At 70.8% G+C, this 22,673-nt stretch carries 22 protein-coding genes; all 22 read left to right on the top strand.

The features are described from left to right. The first annotated feature begins 49 nt into the window (after positions 1 to 49). The 22 genes from J2Y42_RS14685 (at position 50) to gmk (ending at position 22,605) form a co-directional block, all read left to right on the top strand. The gene (locus J2Y42_RS14685) at positions 50 to 433 is read left to right on the top strand and encodes a DUF948 domain-containing protein (RefSeq protein ID WP_309860005.1); all 384 of its coding nucleotides are present in this window, start codon (positions 50 to 52) and stop codon (positions 431 to 433) included. 57 nt (positions 434 to 490) lie between these two features. Then, positions 491 to 682 carry a hypothetical protein gene (locus J2Y42_RS14680; RefSeq protein ID WP_309860004.1) on the top strand — a complete coding sequence of 64 codons (192 nt, stop codon included), beginning with the start codon at positions 491 to 493 and terminating at the stop codon, positions 680 to 682. A 45-nt stretch (positions 683 to 727) separates the two neighbouring features. After that, positions 728 to 3,382, top strand: a complete 2,655-nt coding sequence (alaS, locus tag J2Y42_RS14675; RefSeq protein ID WP_309860002.1) for an alanine--tRNA ligase — start codon at positions 728 to 730, stop codon at positions 3,380 to 3,382. A 6-nt stretch (positions 3,383 to 3,388) separates the two neighbouring features. After that, a complete protein-coding gene (gene ruvX / locus J2Y42_RS14670) occupies positions 3,389 to 3,856 on the top strand; it encodes a Holliday junction resolvase RuvX (protein ID WP_026307193.1) in 468 nt (155 codons plus the stop codon). Between the two features lies 1 nt (position 3,857). After that, positions 3,858 to 5,582, top strand: a complete 1,725-nt coding sequence (mltG, locus tag J2Y42_RS14665) for an endolytic transglycosylase MltG (protein ID WP_309860001.1) — start codon at positions 3,858 to 3,860, stop codon at positions 5,580 to 5,582. Then, entirely contained in the window at positions 5,575 to 6,843 is a 1,269-nt protein-coding gene (locus J2Y42_RS14660; RefSeq protein ID WP_309859999.1) for a shikimate dehydrogenase, read from the top strand. The genes mltG and J2Y42_RS14660 overlap by 8 nt, the downstream gene beginning before the upstream one ends. Positions 6,844 to 7,125: 282 nt before the next feature. Then, on the top strand, positions 7,126 to 8,334 hold the full coding sequence (aroC, locus tag J2Y42_RS14655) for a chorismate synthase (protein ID WP_309859996.1): 1,209 nt from the start codon (positions 7,126 to 7,128) through the stop codon (positions 8,332 to 8,334). A 4-nt stretch (positions 8,335 to 8,338) separates the two neighbouring features. Then, on the top strand, positions 8,339 to 8,857 hold the full coding sequence (locus tag J2Y42_RS14650; protein ID WP_309859994.1) for a shikimate kinase: 519 nt from the start codon (positions 8,339 to 8,341) through the stop codon (positions 8,855 to 8,857). Then, the gene (aroB, locus tag J2Y42_RS14645; RefSeq protein ID WP_309859992.1) at positions 8,854 to 9,933 is read left to right on the top strand and encodes a 3-dehydroquinate synthase; all 1,080 of its coding nucleotides are present in this window, start codon (positions 8,854 to 8,856) and stop codon (positions 9,931 to 9,933) included. The genes J2Y42_RS14650 and aroB overlap by 4 nt, the downstream gene beginning before the upstream one ends. Continuing rightward, positions 9,930 to 10,313 (top strand): hypothetical protein, encoded by a 384-nt coding sequence (locus J2Y42_RS14640; protein WP_309859990.1) that lies wholly within the window; start codon positions 9,930 to 9,932, stop codon positions 10,311 to 10,313. Before aroB ends, J2Y42_RS14640 begins: the two co-directional genes overlap by 4 nt. 1 nt (position 10,314) lies before the next feature. Continuing rightward, positions 10,315 to 10,752 carry a type II 3-dehydroquinate dehydratase gene (locus J2Y42_RS14635; protein WP_309859988.1) on the top strand — a complete coding sequence of 146 codons (438 nt, stop codon included), beginning with the start codon at positions 10,315 to 10,317 and terminating at the stop codon, positions 10,750 to 10,752. Between the two features lie 106 nt (positions 10,753 to 10,858). After that, positions 10,859 to 11,422, top strand: coding sequence for an elongation factor P (gene efp / locus J2Y42_RS14630; RefSeq protein ID WP_309859986.1), 564 nt, complete (start codon positions 10,859 to 10,861; stop codon positions 11,420 to 11,422). Beyond that, positions 11,423 to 11,839 carry a transcription antitermination factor NusB gene (gene nusB, locus J2Y42_RS14625; protein WP_020077487.1) on the top strand — a complete coding sequence of 139 codons (417 nt, stop codon included), beginning with the start codon at positions 11,423 to 11,425 and terminating at the stop codon, positions 11,837 to 11,839. It abuts the gene before it with no gap. Then, complete coding sequence (locus J2Y42_RS14620) at positions 11,836 to 12,570, top strand: thioredoxin domain-containing protein (RefSeq protein ID WP_309859984.1); 735 nt, start codon at positions 11,836 to 11,838, stop codon at positions 12,568 to 12,570. Before nusB ends, J2Y42_RS14620 begins: the two co-directional genes overlap by 4 nt. A 229-nt stretch (positions 12,571 to 12,799) precedes the next feature. After that, complete coding sequence (pyrR, locus tag J2Y42_RS14615) at positions 12,800 to 13,381, top strand: bifunctional pyr operon transcriptional regulator/uracil phosphoribosyltransferase PyrR (protein ID WP_309859982.1); 582 nt, start codon at positions 12,800 to 12,802, stop codon at positions 13,379 to 13,381. Continuing rightward, complete coding sequence (locus J2Y42_RS14610) at positions 13,378 to 14,349, top strand: aspartate carbamoyltransferase catalytic subunit (RefSeq protein WP_309859980.1); 972 nt, start codon at positions 13,378 to 13,380, stop codon at positions 14,347 to 14,349. The genes pyrR and J2Y42_RS14610 overlap by 4 nt, the downstream gene beginning before the upstream one ends. A 2-nt stretch (positions 14,350 to 14,351) precedes the next feature. Continuing rightward, complete coding sequence (locus J2Y42_RS14605) at positions 14,352 to 15,686, top strand: dihydroorotase (protein WP_309859978.1); 1,335 nt, start codon at positions 14,352 to 14,354, stop codon at positions 15,684 to 15,686. Next, complete coding sequence (locus J2Y42_RS14600; protein WP_309859976.1) at positions 15,679 to 16,251, top strand: hypothetical protein; 573 nt, start codon at positions 15,679 to 15,681, stop codon at positions 16,249 to 16,251. Before J2Y42_RS14605 ends, J2Y42_RS14600 begins: the two co-directional genes overlap by 8 nt. A gap of 22 nt (positions 16,252 to 16,273) precedes the next feature. Continuing rightward, positions 16,274 to 17,422 carry a glutamine-hydrolyzing carbamoyl-phosphate synthase small subunit gene (gene carA / locus J2Y42_RS14595; RefSeq protein WP_396427163.1) on the top strand — a complete coding sequence of 383 codons (1,149 nt, stop codon included), beginning with the start codon at positions 16,274 to 16,276 and terminating at the stop codon, positions 17,420 to 17,422. Then, on the top strand, positions 17,422 to 20,709 hold the full coding sequence (gene carB, locus J2Y42_RS14590) for a carbamoyl-phosphate synthase large subunit (RefSeq protein WP_309859974.1): 3,288 nt from the start codon (positions 17,422 to 17,424) through the stop codon (positions 20,707 to 20,709). Before carA ends, carB begins: the two co-directional genes overlap by 1 nt. Then, positions 20,706 to 21,668 (top strand): orotidine-5'-phosphate decarboxylase, encoded by a 963-nt coding sequence (pyrF, locus tag J2Y42_RS14585; RefSeq protein WP_396427159.1) that lies wholly within the window; start codon positions 20,706 to 20,708, stop codon positions 21,666 to 21,668. The genes carB and pyrF overlap by 4 nt, the downstream gene beginning before the upstream one ends. Then, on the top strand, positions 21,661 to 22,605 hold the full coding sequence (gmk, locus tag J2Y42_RS14580) for a guanylate kinase (RefSeq protein ID WP_309859973.1): 945 nt from the start codon (positions 21,661 to 21,663) through the stop codon (positions 22,603 to 22,605). The genes pyrF and gmk overlap by 8 nt, the downstream gene beginning before the upstream one ends. Positions 22,606 to 22,673 lie beyond the last annotated feature (68 nt).

Raw genomic sequence — 22,673 nt, 5'->3', positions numbered from 1 at the left:
TGCGACTACGCTTTACCCGTATGCCTGAGGCGGAATGGAAGGAGCCCACGTGTCCGGAGGAGACATCGCAGGGTTGATCGCGGCCGTCGTGTTCGCGGTCCTCGTCGGCTTCATCGCCATCCCCCTGATCAAGATGGGGCGCGTGCTCGACTCGACGCGCGACGCCATCAAGGAGGCGAGCGACGGCATCACGCCGATCCTCGACGAGACCGCGACGACGCTGCAGGAGACCAACAAGCAGCTCGCCCGGGTGGATGTGATCACCAAGAACGTCGCGGACGTCACCGGCAACGTGTCGGCCCTGGTGGCGTTGTTCGCCGCGACGGTCGGCGGCCCGCTGATCAAGCTCGCCGGCTTCAGCGCCGCGGCGCGCGCGGCGTTCCGGGCGGCCGGAGGATTCGGCTCCAGGAAGGCACGCGGCGGCTCGCACTAGACTTGACTCTCGTGCGCCGCGCCCGCGCGCGGCGGCATCCAGAGAGGGAGGATCAGCATGAAGAGTTTCCTGTGGTTGCTCATCGGCGTGGCCATCGGCTTCGCCGTCGCCCACAAGGTCAACGAGACCCCCAAGGGTCGCGAATTCTTCAGCAACATCGACCAGAAGGCGCGCGACTTCGGGGAGGCCGTCACGGACGGATACCGTCAGCGCGAGGCCGAGATCCGTTCGGCCATCCAGGGCGACTGACGCCCCCCTTCCTTCCCACCCGCAGACTTCGATCGACCGGAACCCATGCAGACCGCTGAAATCCACCGCCGCTGGCTCGACTTCTTCGCGCAGCGCGGCCACACCGTCGTCCCCTCCGCATCCCTGGTCAGCGACGACCCGTCGCTGCTCTTCACGGTGGCCGGGATGGTGCCCTTCGTCCCGTACCTGACCGGTGTGGTGCCGGCGCCGTTCCCGCGGGCGACGAGCGTCCAGAAGTGCATCCGCACGCTCGACATCGACGAGGTCGGCAAGACGCCGCGGCACGGCACGTTCTTCCAGATGTGCGGCAACTTCTCCTTCGGCGACTACTTCAAGGAGCAGGCGATCACCTTCGCCTGGGAGCTGCTGACGACGTCGGAGGACGACGGTGGTCTCGGCTTCGACCCGAAGGACCTGTGGGTCACGGTCTATGAAGAGGACGACGAGGCGCGCGAGATCTGGCAGCGCGTCTCGACCCTGCCGGCCGACCGCATCCAGGGCCTCGGCAAGGACACCAACTACTGGTCGACCGGCCAGCCCGGCCCCGCGGGCCCCTGCTCGGAGATCTTCTTCGACCGCGGCCCCGCCTACGGCATCGACGGCGGCCCGGCGACGGACGACGACCGCTACGTCGAGATCTGGAACCTCGTCTTCATGCAGTACCTGCGCGGCGAGGGCGACGGCAAGGAGTTCGAGATCCTCGGCGACCTGCCGAAGAAGAACATCGACACCGGCATGGGTCTCGAGCGCGTCGCGTTCCTCAAGCAGGGCGTCGACAACATGTACGAGATCGACCAGGTGCGCCCGGTGCTCGACCGCGCGGCCGAGCTCGCCGAGAAGCCCTACGGCAACGAGGCGCACGAGGACGACGTGCGGTTGCGCGTCGTGGCCGACCACGTCCGCAGCGCCCTCATGCTGATGGCCGACGGCGTCACCCCGTCAAACGAGGGACGCGGCTACGTGCTGCGCCGCCTCCTCCGCCGCACGGTGCGCGCCATGCGCCTGCTCGGCGTCGAGACCGCGACCTTCCCGGAGCTCTTCCCCGTCTCGCGCGACGCGATGAAGGCGGCGTACCCGGAGGTCGACACCGAGTTCGACCGCATCTCACAGCTCGCCTACGCGGAGGAGGAGACCTTCCTCCGCACGCTCACGGCGGGCACGAGCATCCTGGACACCGCGGTGGCGACCACGCAGAAGGAGGGGCGGAAGCAGCTCGCGGGCGACACCGCGTTCCTCCTGCACGACACGTACGGCTTCCCGATCGACCTCACCCTGGAGATGGCGGAGGAGGCCGGGCTCACCGTCGATCGCGGCGCGTTCGACAAGCTCATGGCCGACCAGCGCTCGCGGGCGAAGGCGGACGCGAAGGCGAAGAAGACGGCCCTGGCCGACCTGTCGGTGTACAGCAGCTTCCGCTCGCTCGGCGAGACCGTGTTCACCGGGTACACCGAGTTGCAGACGGAGTCGAGCATCCTCGGCCTCATCGTCGACGGTCACTCGGTGAACAGCGCCCGCGAGGGCCAGGTCGCGGAGGTCATCCTCGGCGCGACCGCGCTCTACGCGGAGTCCGGCGGACAGGATGCGGACGCCGGCTCGATCGTCGGCCCCGGCTACGAGCTCGACGTGCTCGACGTGCAGAAGCCCGTGAAGGGCCTGATCAGCCACAAGGTGCTGGTCCGCAGCGGCGAGGTCGGCGTCGGCGCGCCGGCGACGAGCATCGTGGATGCGGACTACCGCCGCGGCGCGCGACAGGCGCACTCGGGCACCCACATCATCCACGCGGCGCTCCGCCAGGTGCTCGGCTCCAACGCGCACCAGTCCGGCTCGTACAACAAGGCCGGCTACCTGCGTCTCGACTTCTCCTGGAACCAGGCGCTGTCGGCCGAGACGCGGAGCGAGATCGAGGAGATCTCGAACAACGCCATCCGGCAGAACCTCGAGGTCACGACCCGCGAGCTGCCCCTGAGCGAGGCGAAGGCGCTCGGCGCCATGGCGCTGTTCGGTGAGAAGTACGGCGATGTCGTGCGCGTCGTCGACATCGGCGGCCCGTGGTCGCGCGAGCTCTGCGCGGGCACGCACGTCTCGACGAGCTCCGAGATCGGGATGATCAACCTGGTCAGCGAGTCGTCGGTCGGTTCGACGAACCGCCGCGTCGAGTCGCTGGTCGGCCTGGAGGCGTTCAAGGACCTCGCGGTCGAGCGCACGATCGTGTCGCAGCTGTCGAGCTCCCTCAAGACGCCGCGCGAGCAGCTGCCCGAGAAGATCGCCGACCTGATGGCGAGCCTCAAGGCGGCCGAGAAGCGCATCCAGGCGTTCGAGGCCCGTGCGGTGCTCGACAAGGTTCCGTCGCTGCTCGAGTCGGCGTCGCGTCGCGGAGCGGTCACCGTCGTGGCCGAGGACGCGGGCACGCTGAACAGCGCGGACGATCTGCGGATGCTGGTCACCACGGTGCGCGAGCGCCTCGGTTCGGACGCCGCGGCGGTCGCTCTCGCGGCCCGCGCCGGCGGCAAGCCGGTCGTGATCGTCGGGACCAACCAGGCGGCTCGCGACGCGGGCGTCAACGCGGGTGCGCTCGCGAAGACGGCGGCGGGCGTGCTCGGCGGCGGTGGCGGCGGCAAGGCCGACCTGGCGCAGGGCGGCGGGACCGACGCGGACGCGATCCCCGCGGCGCTGAGCGCCGTCGTCTCGGCGATCGGATAGCACCGCGTGCGCAGCGGGGTGCGGATCGGCATCGACGTCGGCAAGGTCAGGATCGGCGTGAGCCGGTCCGACCTGCACGGGATGCTGGCCACCCCGGTCGAGACGGTCCCTCGCTCCGAGGACGCTGCGGATCGTCGGCGGATCGCCGAGATCGTCGGCGAACTCGGAGCCTTCGAGGTTATCGTCGGACTACCGTTGGCGCTCTCGGGCGCGCACACTGCATCCACGGCGGACGCGATCGGTTTCGCCGAGTCTCTGGCCGTCGAGGTCGGGATCCCGGTGCGGCTGGTCGACGAACGCCTGTCGACCGTGTCGGCGGCCTCGGCGCTCCGCGCGTCGGGCAGGAACGCGAAGAAGGCGCGTCCGGTGGTGGATCAGGTGGCCGCCACGATAATTTTGCAGCACGCCCTCGATGCGGAACGGGCCACAGGCCGTCCGCCGGGTGACCCCGTCGAATCGAGCATTGGACAGTAGCTTGGCTCAGAACCACCCAGAGCGGCCCGAGCCGCCCGCCTTCCCGGCCGTGAACCGGCCGCCGTCGCCGCCGCAGACGCCGGCGACGGACAGCGGCGAGCGTCCGCCGATGACGCGCCGCGAGGCGCGGGCCGCCCGCGAGGCGCAGCAGCGCCAGGCGGAGGAGTCGCAGACGCGGCCCGAGCAGGTGCAGTCGACGGCCCCGGAGAAGCCGGCGCCGCAGCAACCGCTGCCGTCGCAGCAGGAGCCGCCGCAGGCGGAGCCGCCGCAGCAGGAGCCGTCGTCGCAGCAGGAGCCGTCCGCCCCCGGAGCTCCCGTCTCGGCCGCGCAGTCCCCGTCCGCGACGCCGTGGTCGCTGTTCGACGACAGCACGCCGATCTCCTCCCCGATCCCGTCGCAGGAGACCCCGGCCGACCGTGCGGCCCTCGCCGGCCTCGACTTCGACGCCGTGATCACCGGGCCGATCGCTCACGTCGAGGAGCCCGAGACGGTCTCCGTCGCCGCGCGCCATGGGTCCGACGACCAGACGCCGTCGCACCACGACCACCCTGCGCGTACCATCTTCGGCGTGCTGGAGGATACCGAGGACGAGACCGCAGAGAACGATCATCCCCTCGTCTGGCGGCAGCAGAACTATCTGTCGCATGACGAGCCGCCGAAGAAGCGCCGGTGGGTCAAGCGGCTGATCGTCACCATCGTCGTGCTCGGCATCCTGGGCGGCATGGCCGGCGCCGCGTACGCCATCTTCCAGCCGCAGATCGCCAAGGTGCAGAACGCGCTTTTCCCGCCCGAGAACGACTACAAGGGCAACGGGACGGGCGAGGTGATGTTCACGATCAAGTCCGGCGACGACGGCTCCACCATCTCGGAGAATCTCGCGAAGGCGGGCGTCGTCAAGACGTACGACGCGTTCTATTCGCTGCTGCTGCGCCAGAAGCCGGATGTGGAGTTCCAGCCCGGCGTATTCAAGCTCGCGAAGCAGATGAGCGCGGCAGCGGCGCTTGCCGCCCTGAAGGATCCGTCCTCGCGCGTCGAGAACACCGCGGTCATCCCGGAGGGGACCCCGGAGAAGGACATCCTGCAGACGGTGTCCGACGCGACCAAGATCCCTCTTGCCGACCTCCAGAGCGCCGCCGCGAACCCGGCCGCGTACGGGCTCCCCGCCGAGGCCAAGTCGCTCGAGGGCTTCCTGTTCCCGGCGACCTACACCTTCGCACCGGGGACGACGGCGCAGCAGGCGATCAAGACGATGGTCGACCGGATGTTCCAGGCGCTCGACGAGGCGGGCGTCGCCCCGCAGAACCGCTGGAACACGGTCGTGCTCGCGTCCGTCGTGCAGCGCGAGGCCGGCCTGAAGGACGACTACCCCAAGGTCGCCCGGGTCTTCCTCAACCGGCTGGCCCAGGGATGGGACCTGCAGTCGGACGCGACGGTCGCCTACGGCACCGGCCACACCGACCGAGTGGAGACGACCGACGCCGAGCGCGAGGACGCCGCGAACCCGTACAACACCTACGTGCATCCCGGTCTGCCGGTCGGCCCGATCTCGAACCCGGGCGACCTGGCGATCAACGCGGTGCAGCATCCCGCCGACGGCACTTGGATGTACTTCGTGACCTGGAACCTCCAGACCGGAGAGACGATCTTCTCCACCACGCAGGCCGAACACGAGGCAGCGGTGGAGAAATGGCAGCAGTGGATGAGGGACAACCCCGGCTATGAGTGACACGAGCAAGCAGCGGCGCGACGAGGACCTGGCGGAGCCCGCGGTGCTCGAGGACGACACGGTCGAGGACTCGCAGGCAGACGAGGCCGACGAGCAGGCGGCCGTCGAGGACGGCGTGTCCGAGGCATCGGCGGAGGCGTCGATCGCCGCGCTCGTCGAGGCTGAGCGGGAGCGCCAGGCCGAGGAGGCAGCGGTCGAGGATGCGGAGGAGGCCGTCGAGCGGGAGGCGCCGCACGACGAGCCGGAGGACGAGGCGGAGGGCGAGGACGAGGCGGAGCCGGAGTCCGAGCCCGAGACTGCGGCAGAGCCGGAACCCGCGCCCGAGCCGGCGAAGGCTCCCGCGAAGCAGCCGACCAAGATCTCCGCGAAGTCGACAGCATCCAAGCCCCGCAAGCCGAAGGCCCCGAGCCGCAAGCTCGCGGTGCTCGGGTCGCCGATCGCCCACTCCAAGTCGCCGCAGCTGCACCAGGCCGCGTATGAGGCGCTCGGGATGGACTGGTCGTACGAGGCCATCGATGTCACCGAGGACGCACTGCCGGAGTTCATCGCGGGCCTCGGCCCGGAGTGGCGCGGGCTGTCTCTGACCATGCCGCTGAAGAAGGCCGTACTCCCGCTCCTCACCGAGACCGACCGCATCGCGGAGCAGACCGGGGGAGCGAACACCGTGCTCCTCGACGGCGAGGCGGTCCGCGGCTTCAACACCGACGTCGCCGGCATCGTCCGAGCCCTGCAGGCGGCCGGGCTCGAGCAGGCGCACTACGTCCACATCCTGGGCGGGGGAGCGACCGCAGCGTCGGCGCTCGTCGCGGCGGCGGAGCTCGGCGCCGACCGGGTGGACGCGCACGTGCGCGACCTGGAGCGCAGCGCCTGGATCGAACCGCTGGCGAACCAGCTCGGCCTGCGGGTGCGCATCCGTCCGTTCTCCCAGGCGGACCGCTCGCTGGACGTGCCCGACCTCGTCATCAGCACCCTGCCGGGCGGCACCACCACCGAGGCGGTCTACACCGACTCCACGCGGCGCCGGTCCATCCTGTTCGACGTCGCGTACGAGCCGTGGCCCACGCCGCTGGCCCGCCAGTGGGAGTCGGTGGGCGGCCGCGTCGTTTCCGGCCTCGCCATGCTGGCCCACCAGGCCCTTCTGCAGGTGCGGGTGTTCGTCTCGGGCGACCCGCTGCAGCCGCTGGAGGACGAGGAGGCCGTGCTCGCGGCCATGCTGGACGCGGTCGGCATCGACGCGCAGGGCGCTCCGCTGGAGGCCTGAGGGCGCGTCGAGCGCCCCTCCATTCGCTCGTCGGTTCATGCCGACGGCACGATCTGTGTAGAATCCGGGGAATGCGCTGAAGGGTGCAACGTAGGGGAATCTGCCCGAAATCTCCGACTGACCGCGGTGGCGATGGAGATTCGGCGCTCGATCGCCGCACTTCCCGACGTCGGCCCGCGATACTCCGACGGTGGGTGACCGGGCTGACGGCGAGCTGGTGACCGGGCTGCTGAGCGGGCACCGGCGGCGGCCCCGCCGCGCGCGCTGTGCCAGAATCGAATCATGCTTCGTTGGCTCACGGCCGGGGAATCCCACGGTCCCGAACTCATCGCCGTCCTGGAGGGTCTTCCCGCCGGGGTCCCGGTCTCGCTCGACGCGATCCGTGCCGATCTGGCGCGTCGCAAGCTCGGGTACGGCCGCGGTGCGCGCATGAAGTTCGAGCAGGATGCGCTGGAGGTCTCCGGCGGCGTCCGCCACGGTCTGAGCCTCGGCAGCCCGATCGCACTGCGCATCGGCAACACCGAGTGGCCGAAGTGGGTCGACGTGATGAGCCCGGAGCCGATCGACCCGGAGGTGCTGAAGTCGGGCCGTGGCGCCGCGCTCACCCGTCCGCGTCCCGGTCACGCCGACCTCGTCGGCATGCAGAAGTACGGCTTCGACGAGGCCCGACCGATCCTGGAGCGCGCGAGCGCCCGCGAGACCGCCGCCCGCGTGTCCCTCGGCGCCGTCGCGCGCTCGTTCCTGAATGAGCTGGGCATCACCCTGGTCAGCCACACCCTTTCCATCGGTCCGGTCCGCGTTCCGGAGGGCTCCCCGCTGCCGCGCCCGTCGGACGTCGACACGCTCGACGCCGACCCGCTGCGCTGCTTCGACCCGGCCACCTCCGAGCGCATGGTCGCCGAGGTGGATGCCGCGCACAAGGACGGCGACACGCTCGGCGGCGTCGTCGAGGTGCTCGCGTACGGCGTCCCGCCGGGGCTCGGCTCGCACGTCCACTGGGACCGCAAGCTCGACGCACAGCTCGCCGCGGCGCTCATGGGCATCCAGGCGATCAAGGGCGTCGAGATCGGCGACGGGTTCCTCACCACGACGCGTCGCGGGTCGGAGGCGCACGACGAGCTCGTCGCGGGCGACGGCGCGATCGCGCGCACCAGCGACAAGGCGGGCGGCACCGAGGGCGGAATGAGCACCGGTGGCGTGCTCCGCGTCCGTGCCGGCATGAAGCCGATCGCGACCGTCCCGCACGCGCTGCGCACGGTGGATGTGGCGACCAGCGAGGCCGCACCGGCGCACCACCAGCGCTCCGACGTCTGCGCGGTTCCGGCCGCCGGAGTCGTGGCGGAGGCCATGGTCGCTCTCGTCCTCGCGAACGCCGTGCTCGAGAAGTTCGGCGGCGACTCGATCGGCGAGACGGCCCGCAACCTCCACGCGTACCTGGCCAGCATCCCGGAGAACCTCACGACCGAGCGCGTCAGCGCCCCCTACGCCTGACGCCGTGTCGTCCGAGCTCACGACGCCCGTCGTCCTGATCGGCCCGCCCGCGGCCGGCAAGACGCGGGTCGGCAAGCGTCTCGCGCGCCGGCTGCACCTGCCGTTCGTCGACACGGACGCCGTCGTGGTGGCGCAGCACGGCCCCATTCCTGCGCTGTTCGCCGAGCACGGGGAGCCGTACTTCCGCCAGCTGGAGCGGGCGGCGGTCGCCGAGGCGGTGCGCGAACCGGGCGTCGTGTCCCTCGGCGGGGGAGCCGTGCTCGATCCCGCGACCCAGGCCGACCTGGCCGAGACCCGCGTGGTGCTGCTGACCGTGCGACCGGAGGCGATCGCCCGCCGCATCGACAACGGCAAACGGCCGCTGGTGACCGACCTCGAGTCGTGGAAGCGGCTCGTCGCCGCCCGCAGCGACCTCTACCACTCGCTCGCCGACTACACGGCCGACACCTCGTCGCGTCCCATCGACACCATCGTCGAGGAGATCGCGGCCTGGGTCGAGTCGCAGAAGGAAGGACACGCATGACCGACGCCCCCACCGAGATCCTGGTCCCCGGCGCGCACCCGTACCCGGTGATCGTGGGCCGCGGGCTCCGGCTGGAGCTCGCCGACCACCTCGGGAACGCGGTCAACAAGGTGCTTGTCGTGCACCCGCCGACCCTGGGCGCCGCGGCGGCCGAACTACGCGAGTCGCTCATCGGGCGCTACGAGGTGCTGCTCGCCGAGGTGCCGGATGCGGAGGCGGCCAAGCGCGTCGAGGTGGCGTCGTTCCTCTGGGGCATCATGGGGCAGGCCGACTTCACCCGATCTGACGCCGTCATCGGGTTCGGCGGCGGTGCCGTCACCGATCTGGCCGGATTCGTGGCCGCGACCTGGCTGCGCGGCGTGAAGCTGATCCAGGTCCCGACGACGCTGCTCGGGATGGTGGATGCGGCGGTCGGCGGCAAGACCGGCATCAACACCGCGGAGGGCAAGAACCTCGTCGGGGCGTTCTACGCACCGGATGCGGTGATCTGCGACCTCGACACCCTGACATCCCTCCCGAAGAACGAGATCCTCGCCGGGTTCGCGGAGGTCGTGAAGTACGGCTTCATCGCCGAGCCGGAGATCCTGGACATCATCGAGGCCGACGTCGACCGGGCGACCGACCCGGAGACGCCGGAGCTGCGCCGGCTGGTGGAGCTGTCCATCGGCATCAAGGCGCGCGTCGTGGGGGAGGACTTCACCGAGCAGGGGCTCCGCGAGATCCTCAACTACGGCCACACCCTCGGGCACGCCATCGAGCACGCCGAGCGGTACCAGTGGCGCCACGGGGCCGCCGTCTCCGTCGGGATGGTCTTCGCGGCGGAGCTCGCCCGGCTGAGCGGGCGGCTGAGCGACGAGGTCGTCGACCGGCACCGCCGCATCCTGGAGTCGCTGACCCTGCCGGTGTCGTATCCGCTGGGCCGCTGGCAGACTCTGCTGGCCACGATGCAGCGCGATAAGAAGGCGCGGGGCAGTATGCTGCGGTTCATCGTGCTCGACGACGTCGCCCGGCCCACCGTGCTGGCCGGTCCGGACCAGAGCCTGCTGTTCGCCGCATACCAGGAGGTGGGCTCGTGAGCGAGAAGACCGTGCTGCAGAGGTTCCAGGCGAAGCCCGGCGACGGGATCGCGCTGGTGGTCGCGGAGGACGGCGACCGCGCACTCCTCGGTGCGCTCCCGGACGGGGCGACCGAGGCGCCGGTGGAGTCCGCCGCGATCATCGCCACCGTGGTGCGGACGCGCGACGAGCTGCTGGCGCGCTATGCCGAGCAGCTGCCGGTGGCGTCCGGGGCGCGCGCCGTGTGGGTCGTGTACCCGAAAGGCGGGCGCGCCGACGTCAACCGCGATGTGGTCGCGGGCGAGGCCCGCGCCTACGGCTGGCGCGGCGTGAGCAACATCGCGGTCGACGACACCTGGTCGGCGGTGCGCGTGCGCCCGCTGAAGGACGGGGAGGACTGACATGACGAGCATCCTCGTCCTCAACGGAGCCAACCTCGGGCGCCTCGGAACCCGAGAGCCCGACGTCTACGGCTCGGGCACCCTCGGCGACCTGCGCGCCGTCCTCGCGGAGGACGCGGGCGACGACACGATCGACCTGCGCCAGACCGACGACGAAGGTCAGCTGCTGCGCTGGCTGCACGAGGCGGCCGACACGGGCGCGCCCGTCATCCTGAACGCCGGGGCGTGGACGCACTACTCCTACGCGGTTCGGGATGCGGTGTCGCTCGTGACGAAGGCGGGAGTCACCGTGATCGAGGTGCACCTGTCGAATCCGCACGCCCGCGAGGAGTTCCGCCACACCAGCGTGCTGAGCGCCGTGGCGACCGGCGTCATCGCCGGGTTCGGCTTCGAGTCGTACCGGCTGGCGCTCGCGTTCATTCGCCGAAACGCCCGCTGACGTCTAGAATCTCTGGGGGCCGCCGTGCGCGGCCGACCGTGGGCCGCCTCCCGTAGCGAGAGCGGCACCACCCGAATCTTCACACCGAGCGAACGGAAACATCCCCTTGGCCTCTACCGCTGACATCAAGAACGGCGTCGTCCTCAGCATCGACGGACAGCTCTGGAGCGTTATCGAGTTCCAGCACGTCAAGCCGGGCAAGGGCGGCGCGTTCGTCCGGACCAAGCTGAAGAACGTCACCACCGGCAAGACCGTCGACCGCACGTACAACGCCGGCGCCAAGGTGGAGATCACCAACGTCGACCGCCGCGACTACCAGTACCTGTACCAGGACGGCGCCGACTTCGTGTTCATGGACACCTCGGACTACGACCAGATCACCATCCCGGGCCCGGTCGTCGGCGAGGCCGCCAACTTCATGCTCGAGAACCAGAACGTCACGGTCGCGCTGCACGAGGGCTCGCCGCTCTACGTCGAGCTCCCTGCGTCTGTCGTGCTGGAGATCACCTACACCGAGCCGGGCCTCCAGGGCGACCGCTCTACCGGCGGCACCAAGCCCGCGACGGTCGAGACCGGCTACCAGATCCAGGTCCCGCTGTTCCTCGAGACCGGCACCAAGGTCAAGGTCGACACCCGCACGGGCGACTACCTCGGCCGCGTCAACGACTGAATGAGCGCTCGGACCAAGGCGCGCAAGCGCGCGCTCGACGTGCTCTACAGCGCCGACCTGCGGCAGACACCGCTGCGGCAGGCGCTGGCGACGGAGGCGGAGCGCGCGGCGAACGAGCCGGCGCGTGAGGCGTCCTGGCTGTATGCACGAGAAATCCTCGACGGGGTCATCGAGCACGAGGACGAGATCGACGAACTGATCGAGACGTACGCCCAAGGCTGGACGCTGGCGCGCATGCCCGCCGTCGACCGCGCGATCCTGCGCATCGGCGTGTGGGAGGTGCTGTTCAACGACGAGGTGCCCGAGGGCGTCGCGATCTCCGAGGCCGTCGAGGCGGCCACAGTGCTCTCGACCGACGACTCGGCCGGGTTCGTGAACGGGCTGCTCGCCAAGATCGCCCAAACGAGGTCGGTATGAGCGGCGTGCGGACGAGCCTCCGTCGCCGGATCGCCCGCGCGGCGGCTGCCGCCGTGCTGGCGGTCGGCATCGTCTCCGGCGTCGCGGCGTGCTCGCTGCTGGGCGGAGCATCCAATGTCCCGGTGGCCACCGACAAGCCTCCGACGGGCACGGAGGGCGCTGTCGACTTCGACGGCGGCTTCATCACCGCGGGCGACGGCGAGAAGAAGGTCGACATCTGGTTCGACGCGATGTGCCCGGTGTGCGGTGCGTTCGAGCAGACGAACGGCGAGACGCTGGCGAAGGCGGTCGACGACGGGTCGATCACGCTCCGGCTGCACCCGCTGACGTTCCTCGACCCCGCATCCAACGGCACCGGATACTCGACCAGGGCGGCCGCGGCGCTGACCTGCGTCGCGGTGACGGACCAGAGCGCGGTGCTGCCGTTCTACCAGGCGCTGTTCACCGACCAGCCGGAGGAGAACTCCGACGGGCTCACGGACAAGCAGCTCGCGAAGCGTGCGAGCGACGCCGGCGCGGGGGACATCACCTCCTGCCTGGCCGACAGCGGTCCGTACCAGGCGTGGGCGCAGGCCAACACGGCGAACTCGCAGAAGGGCCCGATCGAGGTCGACGGCACCAAGGTGCTCGACGCGATCAAGGGGACGCCGACCGTGCTCGTGAACGGGAAGCAGTATCCCGGCGGCATCACCGACAAGAAGGCGTTCACGGCGTTCCTCGCCGACCACTGACCGGGATCGTCGGGGCGCTGCTTGCGTCGGACGAAGTGCGCTGAATCTCCGACCGGCCGCGGCCGGGATGGAGATTCGGGCTGAAGTGGCGCAGATTTCCGACGTTCGGAGTGCGATCACCGACGGTACGGCGGCGCCGCGCTACGCCGAAGGAGTACGACCGGCTGATAGGGTGGTCGACGTAGGCATCCTTTAAGAGCCGTCCTGTGAGGCGGGGAAGGAGGTCGGCATGACAGCGCGCACCGTGCTGCAACAGGCTGACATCGCCCGGGCGTTGACTCGGATCTCTCACGAGATCCTGGAGTCCAACCGGGGAACGGACGACCTGGTGATCCTCGGGATCCCGACCCGCGGCGTCGTGCTCGCGCGGCGGATCGCCGAGAACATCCAGCGAATCGAACCGGCGGCCATCGCGTCGCCGGCGGACATCGTGGGCGCGCTCGACGTGACAATGTACCGCGACGACCTCTCGCGGCATCCCACCCGCACGCCGCAGCCCACCTCGCTGCCGGGGCCGATCGACGGGAAGACCGTCGTGCTGGTGGACGACGTGCTGTTCTCGGGCCGGACCATCCGGGCGGCCCTGGATGCCGTGAGCGACCTCGGCCGGCCCCGGGCCGTGCGCCTCGCCGTGCTGGTCGACCGCGGCCACCGCGAGCTGCCGATCCGCGCCGACTTCGTGGGCAAGAACCTGCCGTCGGCCGCGTCGGAGCGCATCTACGTGCGGCTCGCCGATGTCGACGGCGACGAGTCGGTCACCATCGAGGACCCGAACGCCGAACCGAACGCGACGCAGGGGGTCGACGCATGAGGCACCTGCTCTCCACCCGCGACCTCCCGCGTGAGGACGCCATCCGGCTGCTCGACATCGCCGAGGACATGGCGGATGTGCAGGACCGCGAGGTCAAGAAGCTCCCGACCCTGCGCGGCAAGACCGTCGTCAACCTGTTCTTCGAGGACTCCACGCGAACGCGCATCTCGTTCGAGGCCGCCGCGAAGCGCCTCTCGGCCGATGTGATCAACTTCTCGGCGAAGGGCTCCAGCGTCTCGAAGGGCGAGAGCCTCAAGGACACCGCCCAGACGCTGCAGGCGATGGGCGCGGACGCCGTGGTGATCCGCCATGGGTCGTCCGGCGCCCCGCAGACCCTCGCGGCGAGCGGCTGGATCGACGCGGGCATCGTCAACGCCGGCGACGGCACGCACGAGCACCCGACGCAGGCGCTGCTCGACGCGTTCACGATGCGCCGCCGCCTCCACGGCACCTCATCGCGCGGCAAGGACCTCGACGGCGTGAGCGTCGCGATCGTCGGCGACATCCTCCACTCGCGCGTCGCGCGCTCGAACGTGTGGCTGTTGCGCACGCTCGGCGCCCACGTCACGCTGGTCGCACCGCCGACCCTGCTGCCGGTGGATGTGTCCGGCTGGCCGGCCACGGTCGGCTACGACCTCGACGCGGCGATCGCGGAGGGACCCGACGTCGTGATGATGCTCCGCATCCAGGCCGAGAGGATGAACGCCGCGTTCTTCCCGACCACACGCGAATACACGCGACGCTGGGGGCTGGACGAGGAACGGTTGGGCCGGCTGCGGGCCGATAGCATTGTGATGCACCCTGGGCCGATGAACCGCGGGCTGGAGATCTCGGCCGCGGCCGCGGACTCCCCGCGCTCGACGGTCCGGGAGCAGGTCGCGAACGGCGTCTCCGTGCGGATGGCAGCCCTGTACCTGCTGCTGTCGGGTGCAGGTCCCGAACAGGTACGGCCCGGCGGTGTGAGGTGAGTGTGGACGAGAGATTCCTGATCGGCGGCGCGACGCTGGCCGACGGCACCCGAACGGACCTTCTGGTCGAGGGCGGCCGGATCGTGGAGACCGGCACCGGGCTGAGCGCTGCGGGTGCGACGGCGATCGACGCGGACGGGTTGCTGGCGCTGCCCGGGCTCGTCGATCTGCACACGCACCTGCGCGAGCCCGGCTACGAGCAGAGCGAGACCGTCCTGACCGGTACGCGCGCCGCCGCCGCGGGCGGTTTCACGGCGGTGTTCGCCATGGCGAACACGTCGCCGGTGGCCGACACCGCGGGCGTGGTGGAGCAGGTGCTGAGCCTCGGCGAGGCCGCCGGCTACGCGACCGTCCGCCCGATCGGCGCCGTGACGGTGGGCCTGGAGGGCGAGCGCCTCGCCGAGCTGGGCGCGATGGCGCAATCCCGTGCCCGCGTCCGGGTGTTCTCCGACGACGGCAAGTGCGTCTCCGACCCGCTGCTGATGCGCCGGGCGCTGGAGTACGTGAAGGCGTTCGACGGCGTCATCGCCCAGCACGCGCAGGAGCCGCGCCTGACCGAGGGCGCCCAGATGAACGAGGGCGCACTCTCGGGCGAGCTGGGTCTTGCCGGCTGGCCGGCGGTGGCCGAGGAGTCGATCATCGCCCGGGATGTGCTCCTCGCCGAGCACGTCGGCTCGCGCCTGCACGTCTGCCACGTCTCGACGGCCGGCAGCGTCGACGTGATCCGCTGGGCGAAGGCCCGCGGGATCGACGTGACCGCCGAGGTCACGCCGCACCACCTCGCTCTCACCGAGGAGCTGGCGACCGGCTACGACGCGCGCTACAAGGTGAACCCGCCGCTGCGCAGCCGGGAGGACGTCGAGGCGCTCCGCGCGGGCCTCGCCGACGGCACGATCGACATCGTCGCCACCGATCACGCTCCGCATCCCGTCGAGTCGAAGGACTGCGAGTGGGATGCCGCCGCGTTCGGCATGGTCGGCCTCGAGTCGGCGCTCTCGGTGGTGCAGGCATCGGTCGTGGACAACGGGATGCTCGGCTGGGCCGACATCGCGCGCGTCCTGTCCGCCACCCCGGCGAAGATCGGCCGGCTGGACGGCCACGGCGCGCCGCTGGCCGCCGGCGCTGCGGCGAACCTCTTCCTCTACGACCCGACCGCGTCGCGCACGTTCTCGACCGGCGACCTCGCGGGCAAGGGCGTCAACTCGCCCTACCTCGGGCTGACGCTGCCCGGACGTGTCGTGGCGACCTTCCACCAGGGCCGGGCGACCGTGCTCGACGGCACCGTGGTCGACGCCGAGCGGCTGGCCGCCGGAGCGGGGGTGACGGCGCATGGATAAGGTGCTCCCCACCCTCGGGATCCTCGCGGTCGTCGTCATCGTGCTCGCACTGGCGGTCGTCGGCTGGCGCCGGCGCGTGCGGCGCGACGCGGTATCCGGCGGCGGCTACTCGACACCGGGAACGCTGAGCGCGCCGACGGCCTCCACCGAGGTGCTGTACGTCGCGACGACCCGCGCCGGTCAGCCCCTGGAGCGGCTCACCCTGCCCGGGCTGGCGTTCCGCGGGACGGCGACCGTGACCGTCCGGCCGGAGGGAGTCGAGCTCGCGGTGACGGGGGAGCAGCCGGTGTTCATCCCGGCCGCCGTCGTCACCGGCGTCGGCGCCGCGAGTGTGGCCATCGACCGCGTCGTCGAGAAGGACGGTCTGCTCCGGCTCGGCTGGACCACCAGCGGCGGCACCGCCGCCGACAGCTACGTCCGGGTCGTCGACCCGGCCGGCCGCGCGCAGCTCGCCGCGGCCATCGAAGATCTCGTGCCGCGGTCGGACGCCGCAGGCACGGCCGGTGCGGAGACGCCCGGCGCCGACACGACGGGCGTCGACCGCCCGAACGACAAGGAGGTGTGACGTGCTCGCTGCAGAACCCGCAGTGCTCGTCCTCGAAGACGGAAAACGGTACGTCGGCCGGGCCTACGGCGCCCGCGGGCGCACGCTCGGCGAGGCCGTGTTCGCCACCGGGATGACCGGGTACCAGGAGACGCTAACCGACCCGTCGTACGCGGGCCAGATCGTCCTCATGACGGCGCCGCACATCGGCAACACCGGCACGAACGACGAGGACATGGAGTCGCGCCAGATCTGGGTCGCCGGCTACGTCGTGCGCGAGCCCAGCCGCGTCGTCTCCAACTTCCGCGCCCAGCGGAGCCTCGACGACGACCTCGTCGCCCAGGGCGTCGTCGGGATCAGCGGCATCGACACGCGCGCCGTGACCCGTCACATCCGCTCGGCCGGTGCCATGCGCGCCGGCGTCTTCTCGGGCGACGACTTCGCGCTGAGCGACAGCGAGCAGCTGGACCTGGTGCTCGCCGGAGCGCCCATGAAGGGCCGCAACCTGTCGGCCGAGGTGTCGACGATCGAGCCGTACACCGTCCCGGCCGTCGGCGAGAAGGTCGGCTCGGTGGCCGTCCTCGACCTCGGCGTGAAGAAGTCCACGCTGGAGAACCTCGCCGCCCGCGGGCTCGACGTCCACGTCCTCCCGCAGCAGGTGTCCGCGCAGGATGTGCTCGACCTCGGCGTCTCGGCACTGTTCTTCTCGAACGGCCCCGGCGACCCCCAGGCCTCCGACAAGCATGTCGCGCTCCTGCAGGAGACCCTGCGCGCCGGGCTGCCGTACTTCGGCATCTGCTTCGGCAACCAGCTGCTCGGCCGCGCGCTCGGCCTCGACACCTACAAGCTGCCGTTCGGTCACCGCGGGATCAACCAGCCGGTGCTCGACAAGCGCACCGGCCGTGTGGAGATCACCGCGCAGAACCACGGCTTCGCGGTGAAGGCACCGATCGACGCGTCCTTCGACTCGCCCGCCGGCTTCGGCCGCGTCGAGGTGAGCCACTTCTCCCTCAACGACAACGTCGTCGAGGGCCTGAACTGCCTCGACCTGAACGCCTTCAGCGTGCAGTACCACCCCGAGGCGGCCGCGGGCCCGCACGACGCCAACTACCTCTTCGACCGCTTCCTGGACATGGTGCGCGCTCAGCACGCCGACCAGTCCGCCAGCACCGAGAACCAGGAGAACGCCTGATGCCCAAACGCCAAGACATCCAGTCGGTCCTGGTCATCGGCTCCGGCCCGATCGTCATCGGCCAGGCGGTCGAGTTCGACTACTCCGGCACCCAGGCCTGCCGCGTGCTGAAGGCGGAGGGCGTCCGCGTCATCCTCGTCAACTCGAACCCGGCGACGATCATGACCGACCCCGACTTCGCCGACGCGACCTACGTCGAGCCGATCACCTGGCCGGTCATCGAGACGATCATCGCCAAGGAGCGCCCGGACGCGATCCTCCCGACCCTGGGCGGACAGACCGCGCTCAACGCGGCCATGCAGCTGCACGAGCACGGCATCCTCGAGAAGTACGGCGTCGAGCTGATCGGCGCGAAGTTCGAGGCGATCCAGAAGGGCGAGGACCGCCAGATCTTCAAGGAGCTCGTCGTGGAGGCGGGCGCCGAGGTCGCGCGCTCCCACATCGCGCACACGGTGGATGAGGCCCTCGAGTTCGCCGAGGACCTCGGCTACCCGCTCGTGGTCCGGCCCTCGTTCACGATGGGCGGACTCGGCTCGGGCTTCGCGCACACCCCGGAGGAGCTCCGCCGTATCGCCGGCGACGGCATCCACCAGAGCCCGACCAGCGAGGTGCTCCTGGAGGAGTCGATCCTCGGCTGGAAGGAGTACGAGCTCGAGCTCATGCGCGACACGGCCGACAACACGGTCGTCGTCTGCTCCATCGAGAACGTCGACCCGGTCGGCGTGCACACCGGTGACTCGATCACGGTCGCCCCGGCGCTCACCCTGACCGACCGCGAGTACCAGCGGATGCGCGACATCGGCATCGACATCATCCGAGCGGTTGGCGTCGACACCGGCGGCTGCAACATCCAGTTCGCGGTGAACCCGGAGAACGGCCGCATCATCGTCATCGAGATGAACCCGCGCGTCTCCCGCTCCTCGGCGCTCGCGTCGAAGGCGACCGGCTTCCCGATCGCGAAGATCGCGGCGAAGCTCGCTATCGGCTACCGGCTGGACGAGATCCCGAACGACATCACCAAGGTGACCCCGGCGAGCTTCGAGCCGACGCTCGACTACATCGTCGTCAAGGTCCCGCGGTTCGCGTTCGAGAAGTTCCCCGCCGCCGACCCGACGCTGACGACGACCATGAAGTCGGTCGGCGAGGCGATGGCCATCGGCCGCAGCTTCAGCTCGGCGCTGCAGAAGGCGCTCCGGTCGCTCGAGAAGCGCGGCTCGTCGTTCCACTGGGGGCCGCAGACGCGCACCGTGGACGAGCTGCTCGCCTCGATCGCGACGCCGACCGACGGCCGCATCGTCGACGTCCAGCAGGCGCTGCGCCTCGGCGCGACGCCGGAGCAGGTGTTCGAGGCCACGAAGATCGATCCCTGGTTCATCGACCAGATCGTCCTGATCAACGAGGTCGCCGACCAGATCCGCGACGCCCCGACGCTCGACACCGACACGCTGCGCTACGCCAAGGACCACGGGTTCTCGGACGCGCAGATCGGCGAGCTGCGCGGCTTCGGCGAGGCCGACGTGCGCGAGGTGCGTCACATCCTCGGCGTCCGGCCGGTGTACAAGACGGTGGACACCTGCGCTGGCGAGTTCCCGGCGCTCACGCCCTACCACTACTCCAGCTACGACCTGGAGACCGAGGTGGAGCCGAGCGACAAGCGCAAGGTCGTCATCCTGGGCTCCGGTCCGAACCGCATCGGGCAGGGCGTCGAGTTCGACTACTCGTGCGTGCACGCGTCGTTCGCGCTGCACGACGCCGGGTTCGAGACGATCATGATCAACTGCAACCCCGAGACGGTGTCGACCGACTACGACACCAGCGACCGGCTCTACTTCGAGCCGCTGACGCTGGAGGACGTGCTGGAGATCATCCACGCGGAGTCGCAGTCCGGCGAGCTCGTCGGCGTGGTCGTGCAGCTCGGCGGCCAGACGGCGCTGGGGCTCGCGAAGGGCCTCGAGGCCGCGGGCGTCCCGATCCTCGGCACCACGCCGGAGGCCATCGACCTGGCGGAGGAGCGCGGACTGTTCTCCGGGATCCTCGACGACGCCGGCCTGGTCGCGCCGCGCAACGGCACCGCCGTCGACTTCCCGAGCGCCTCGCACGTCGCCGAGCAGATCGGCTACCCGGTGCTGGTACGGCCGAGCTTCGTGCTCGGCGGTCGCGGCATGGAGATCGTCTACGACAGCGCATCGCTCGCCGACTACTTCGAGCGGGTCGCCGGTAAGGGGATCGTCGGCCCGTCGCATCCACTGCTGGTCGACCGCTTCCTCGACGACGCGATCGAGATCGACGTCGACGCGTTGTTCGACGGCGAGCGGCTGTACATCGGCGGCGTGATGGAGCACATCGAGGAGGCCGGCGTCCACTCCGGCGACTCGTCGTGCACCCTCCCGCCGATCACGCTCGGCCGCCGCGAGATCGACCGGGTGCGGGAGGCCACACGGAAGATCGCCGAGGGCATCGGCGTGCGCGGCCTGCTGAACGTGCAGTTCGCGATCGGCGCCGGCGTGCTCTACGTGCTCGAGGCCAACCCGCGCGCGTCGCGGACGGTGCCGTTCGTCTCGAAGGCGCTCGGCATCCCGCTCGCCAAGGCGGCCTCGCGCATCATGGTGGGCGAGACGATCGCCGATCTGGTCGCGGAAGGGCTGCTTCCCGATCAGGACGGCTCGCGCATCCCGATGGACTCGCCGGTCGCCGTGAAGGAGGCCGTGCTGCCGTTCAAGCGCTTCCGCACGAAGGAGGGCACGGTCGTCGACTCGGTGCTCGGCCCGGAGATGCGCTCGACCGGTGAGGTCATGGGCATCGACAAGGACTTCCCGACGGCGTTCGCGAAGAGCCAGTCGGCCGCGTACGGCGGCATGCCGCTCGGCGGGACGGCGTTCGTGTCGGTCTCCGACCGCGACAAGCGCGCGGTGGTGCTCCCGGTGCTCCGGCTGCACCAGCTCGGATTCGAGATCGTCGCGACCGAGGGAACGGCCGAGGTGCTGAACCGCAACGGCATCGCGGCCCGCATCGTGCGCAAGCACAGCGAGGCCCAGGAGAGCGGCGGCGACTCGATCGTCGACATCATCAACCGTGCCGAAGTGGATGTGGTGATCAACACCCCGAGCGGGCGGTCCGCCCGCGCCGACGGGTACGAGATCCGTGCCGCCGCCGTGGCCGCGGACAAGCCGCTGTTCACGACCATCGCCGAGCTGAGCGCGGCCGTCGCGTCGCTGGACGCCATCCGCGAGGGCTTCGACGTGAAGTCCCTCCAGGAGTACGCCGTCGAGAGGGCCGCCCGAGCATGACGAACCCCGCTCCCGCAGCCGACAGCTCCGGAGTTTTTCCGCACGACACGCCGCTGCCGGGCCGAAAAACTCAGGAGTCGTCGGCTGGGCGCGGGGCGCGGTTCGGGGAGCGCCTCGCAGGGGTGTTCGCCGAGGAGGGGCGGCTGTGCGTCGGCATCGACCCGCACGCGCACCTGCTCGAGGCGTGGGGGTTGCCGGCGTCGGCCGACGGCCTCCGCTCCTTCGGGCTGACGGTGGTGGAGGCCGCAGCAGGCCGGGCGGGGATCGTCAAGCCGCAGGTCGCCTTCTTCGAGCGCTTCGGCGCCGCGGGCTACGGCGCGCTGGAGGAGGTGCTGGCGGCCGCTCGTGCCGCCGGTCTCCTGGTGATCGCCGATGTCAAGCGCGGCGACATCGGCACGAGCGTCGCGGCATACGCGGAGGCGTGGCTGACTCCCGGATCCCCGCTGGAGGCCGACGCGATGACCGTCGCCGCCTACCAGGGTGTGGGTTCGCTCGCCGACGCGATGGCGCTGGGGGAGCGCGCGGGCAAGGGCCTGTTCGTGCTGGCCGCGACCTCCAACCCGGAGGCGGCGGATGTGCAGCAGGCGGTCGTGCGCTCCGGGCCGCGGGCGGGACAGTCCGTCGCTCGTGCGATCATCGAAGACGTGCATTCGTTCAATCAGGAGCAGCCGGGCGGCGCGCCCTTCGGATCCGTCGGGCTGGTGCTCGGCGCGACCGTCGAGCTCGCCCACTACGGGATCGATGTGGCCACGGCGGGGGAGCGGACGCCCGCACTGCCGGTGCTCGCGCCCGGATTCGGCCACCAGGGCGCCCGGGTCGAGGATGCGCCGCACCTGTTCGGCTCGCTCGCGACCGGCCTGATCGTCAGCGAGTCGCGCGGGCTCCTCACGGCAGGGCCCGCGGGTCTGGCCGGCGCGATCGCGCGTCGCGCCGAGGAGGTGCGGTCCGCGCATGTCTGAGGCCGCATCCACCCGGGAGGCTGCCTCCCTGCGCCCGGCACCGCCCGAGGTCGACCGTCAGGCGGCCTCGCAGGCCGCCGTCGCCGCGCGCCGCGCACGTGCCGCGGTGAAGGCGGCGATCGCGTCACGCGAGGTGTCGCCGCTCGTCGTGCTCGACCGCGCGACCGCCGACCCGGAGGGCGTCGAGGGGCGGCTGCGGGTAACCGAGTTCCTGCTCAGCGTGCCCGCCATCGGCACGACGAAGATGCAGGAGGCTCTGGACCGCCTCGCCATCTCGCCCGCGAAGCGCCTCGGCGGCCTGGGGCGCCACCAGCGGCTCCGGCTGCGCCAGTACCTCATCGAGCGCGAGAACCGCAGCGCGCGCCAGCGCAACCGGCTGGTCGTGCTGGCCGGTCCGACGGCGGTCGGCAAGGGCACCGTCTCCACCTATATCCGGGAGCACTATCCCGACGTGCTGCTGTCGGTCTCCGCGACCACGCGGGCACCGCGGCCCGGCGAGGTCGACGGGGTCAACTACTACTTCGTCGACGACGCCGAGTTCGACCGGATGATCGCCGCCGGCGAGCTGCTCGAGCACGCCACCGTGCACAACGCCTACCGCTACGGCACGCCGCGCGCCCCGATCGAGAAGGCCCTCGCCGCAGGACGCAGCGTGCTGCTGGAGATCGACCTCCAAGGCGCCCGCCAGGTGCGCGAGTCGATGCCGGAGGCCCGCCTGATCTTCCTCCTCCCGCCGACCTGGGAGGAGCTCGTGCGACGCCTCATCGGGCGCGGCACGGAGGATGCGGCCGAGCAGCAGCGGCGCCTGGAGACGGCGAAGGTCGAACTGGCCGCCCAGGACGAGTTCGACTACAAGGTCGTCAACCACGACGTCGCAGAGGCGGCCCGCGAGGTCGTAGACTTGATGAAGGTCCGTGCGGCGCCAGCGCGTCCATGACCTCTCTCCGCGCCGTCGCCGGCGCGCCCACCGTCCCCGGCCGCCTCTCGCGGTCGTCCGATCCGGCC

The organism is Leifsonia sp. 1010, from assembly GCF_031455295.1.
GTDB lineage: Bacteria > Actinomycetota > Actinomycetes > Actinomycetales > Microbacteriaceae > Leifsonia.
The sequence above is the reverse complement of the archived record's forward strand: the minus strand, read 5'-3'. Positions and strand labels throughout refer to the sequence as shown.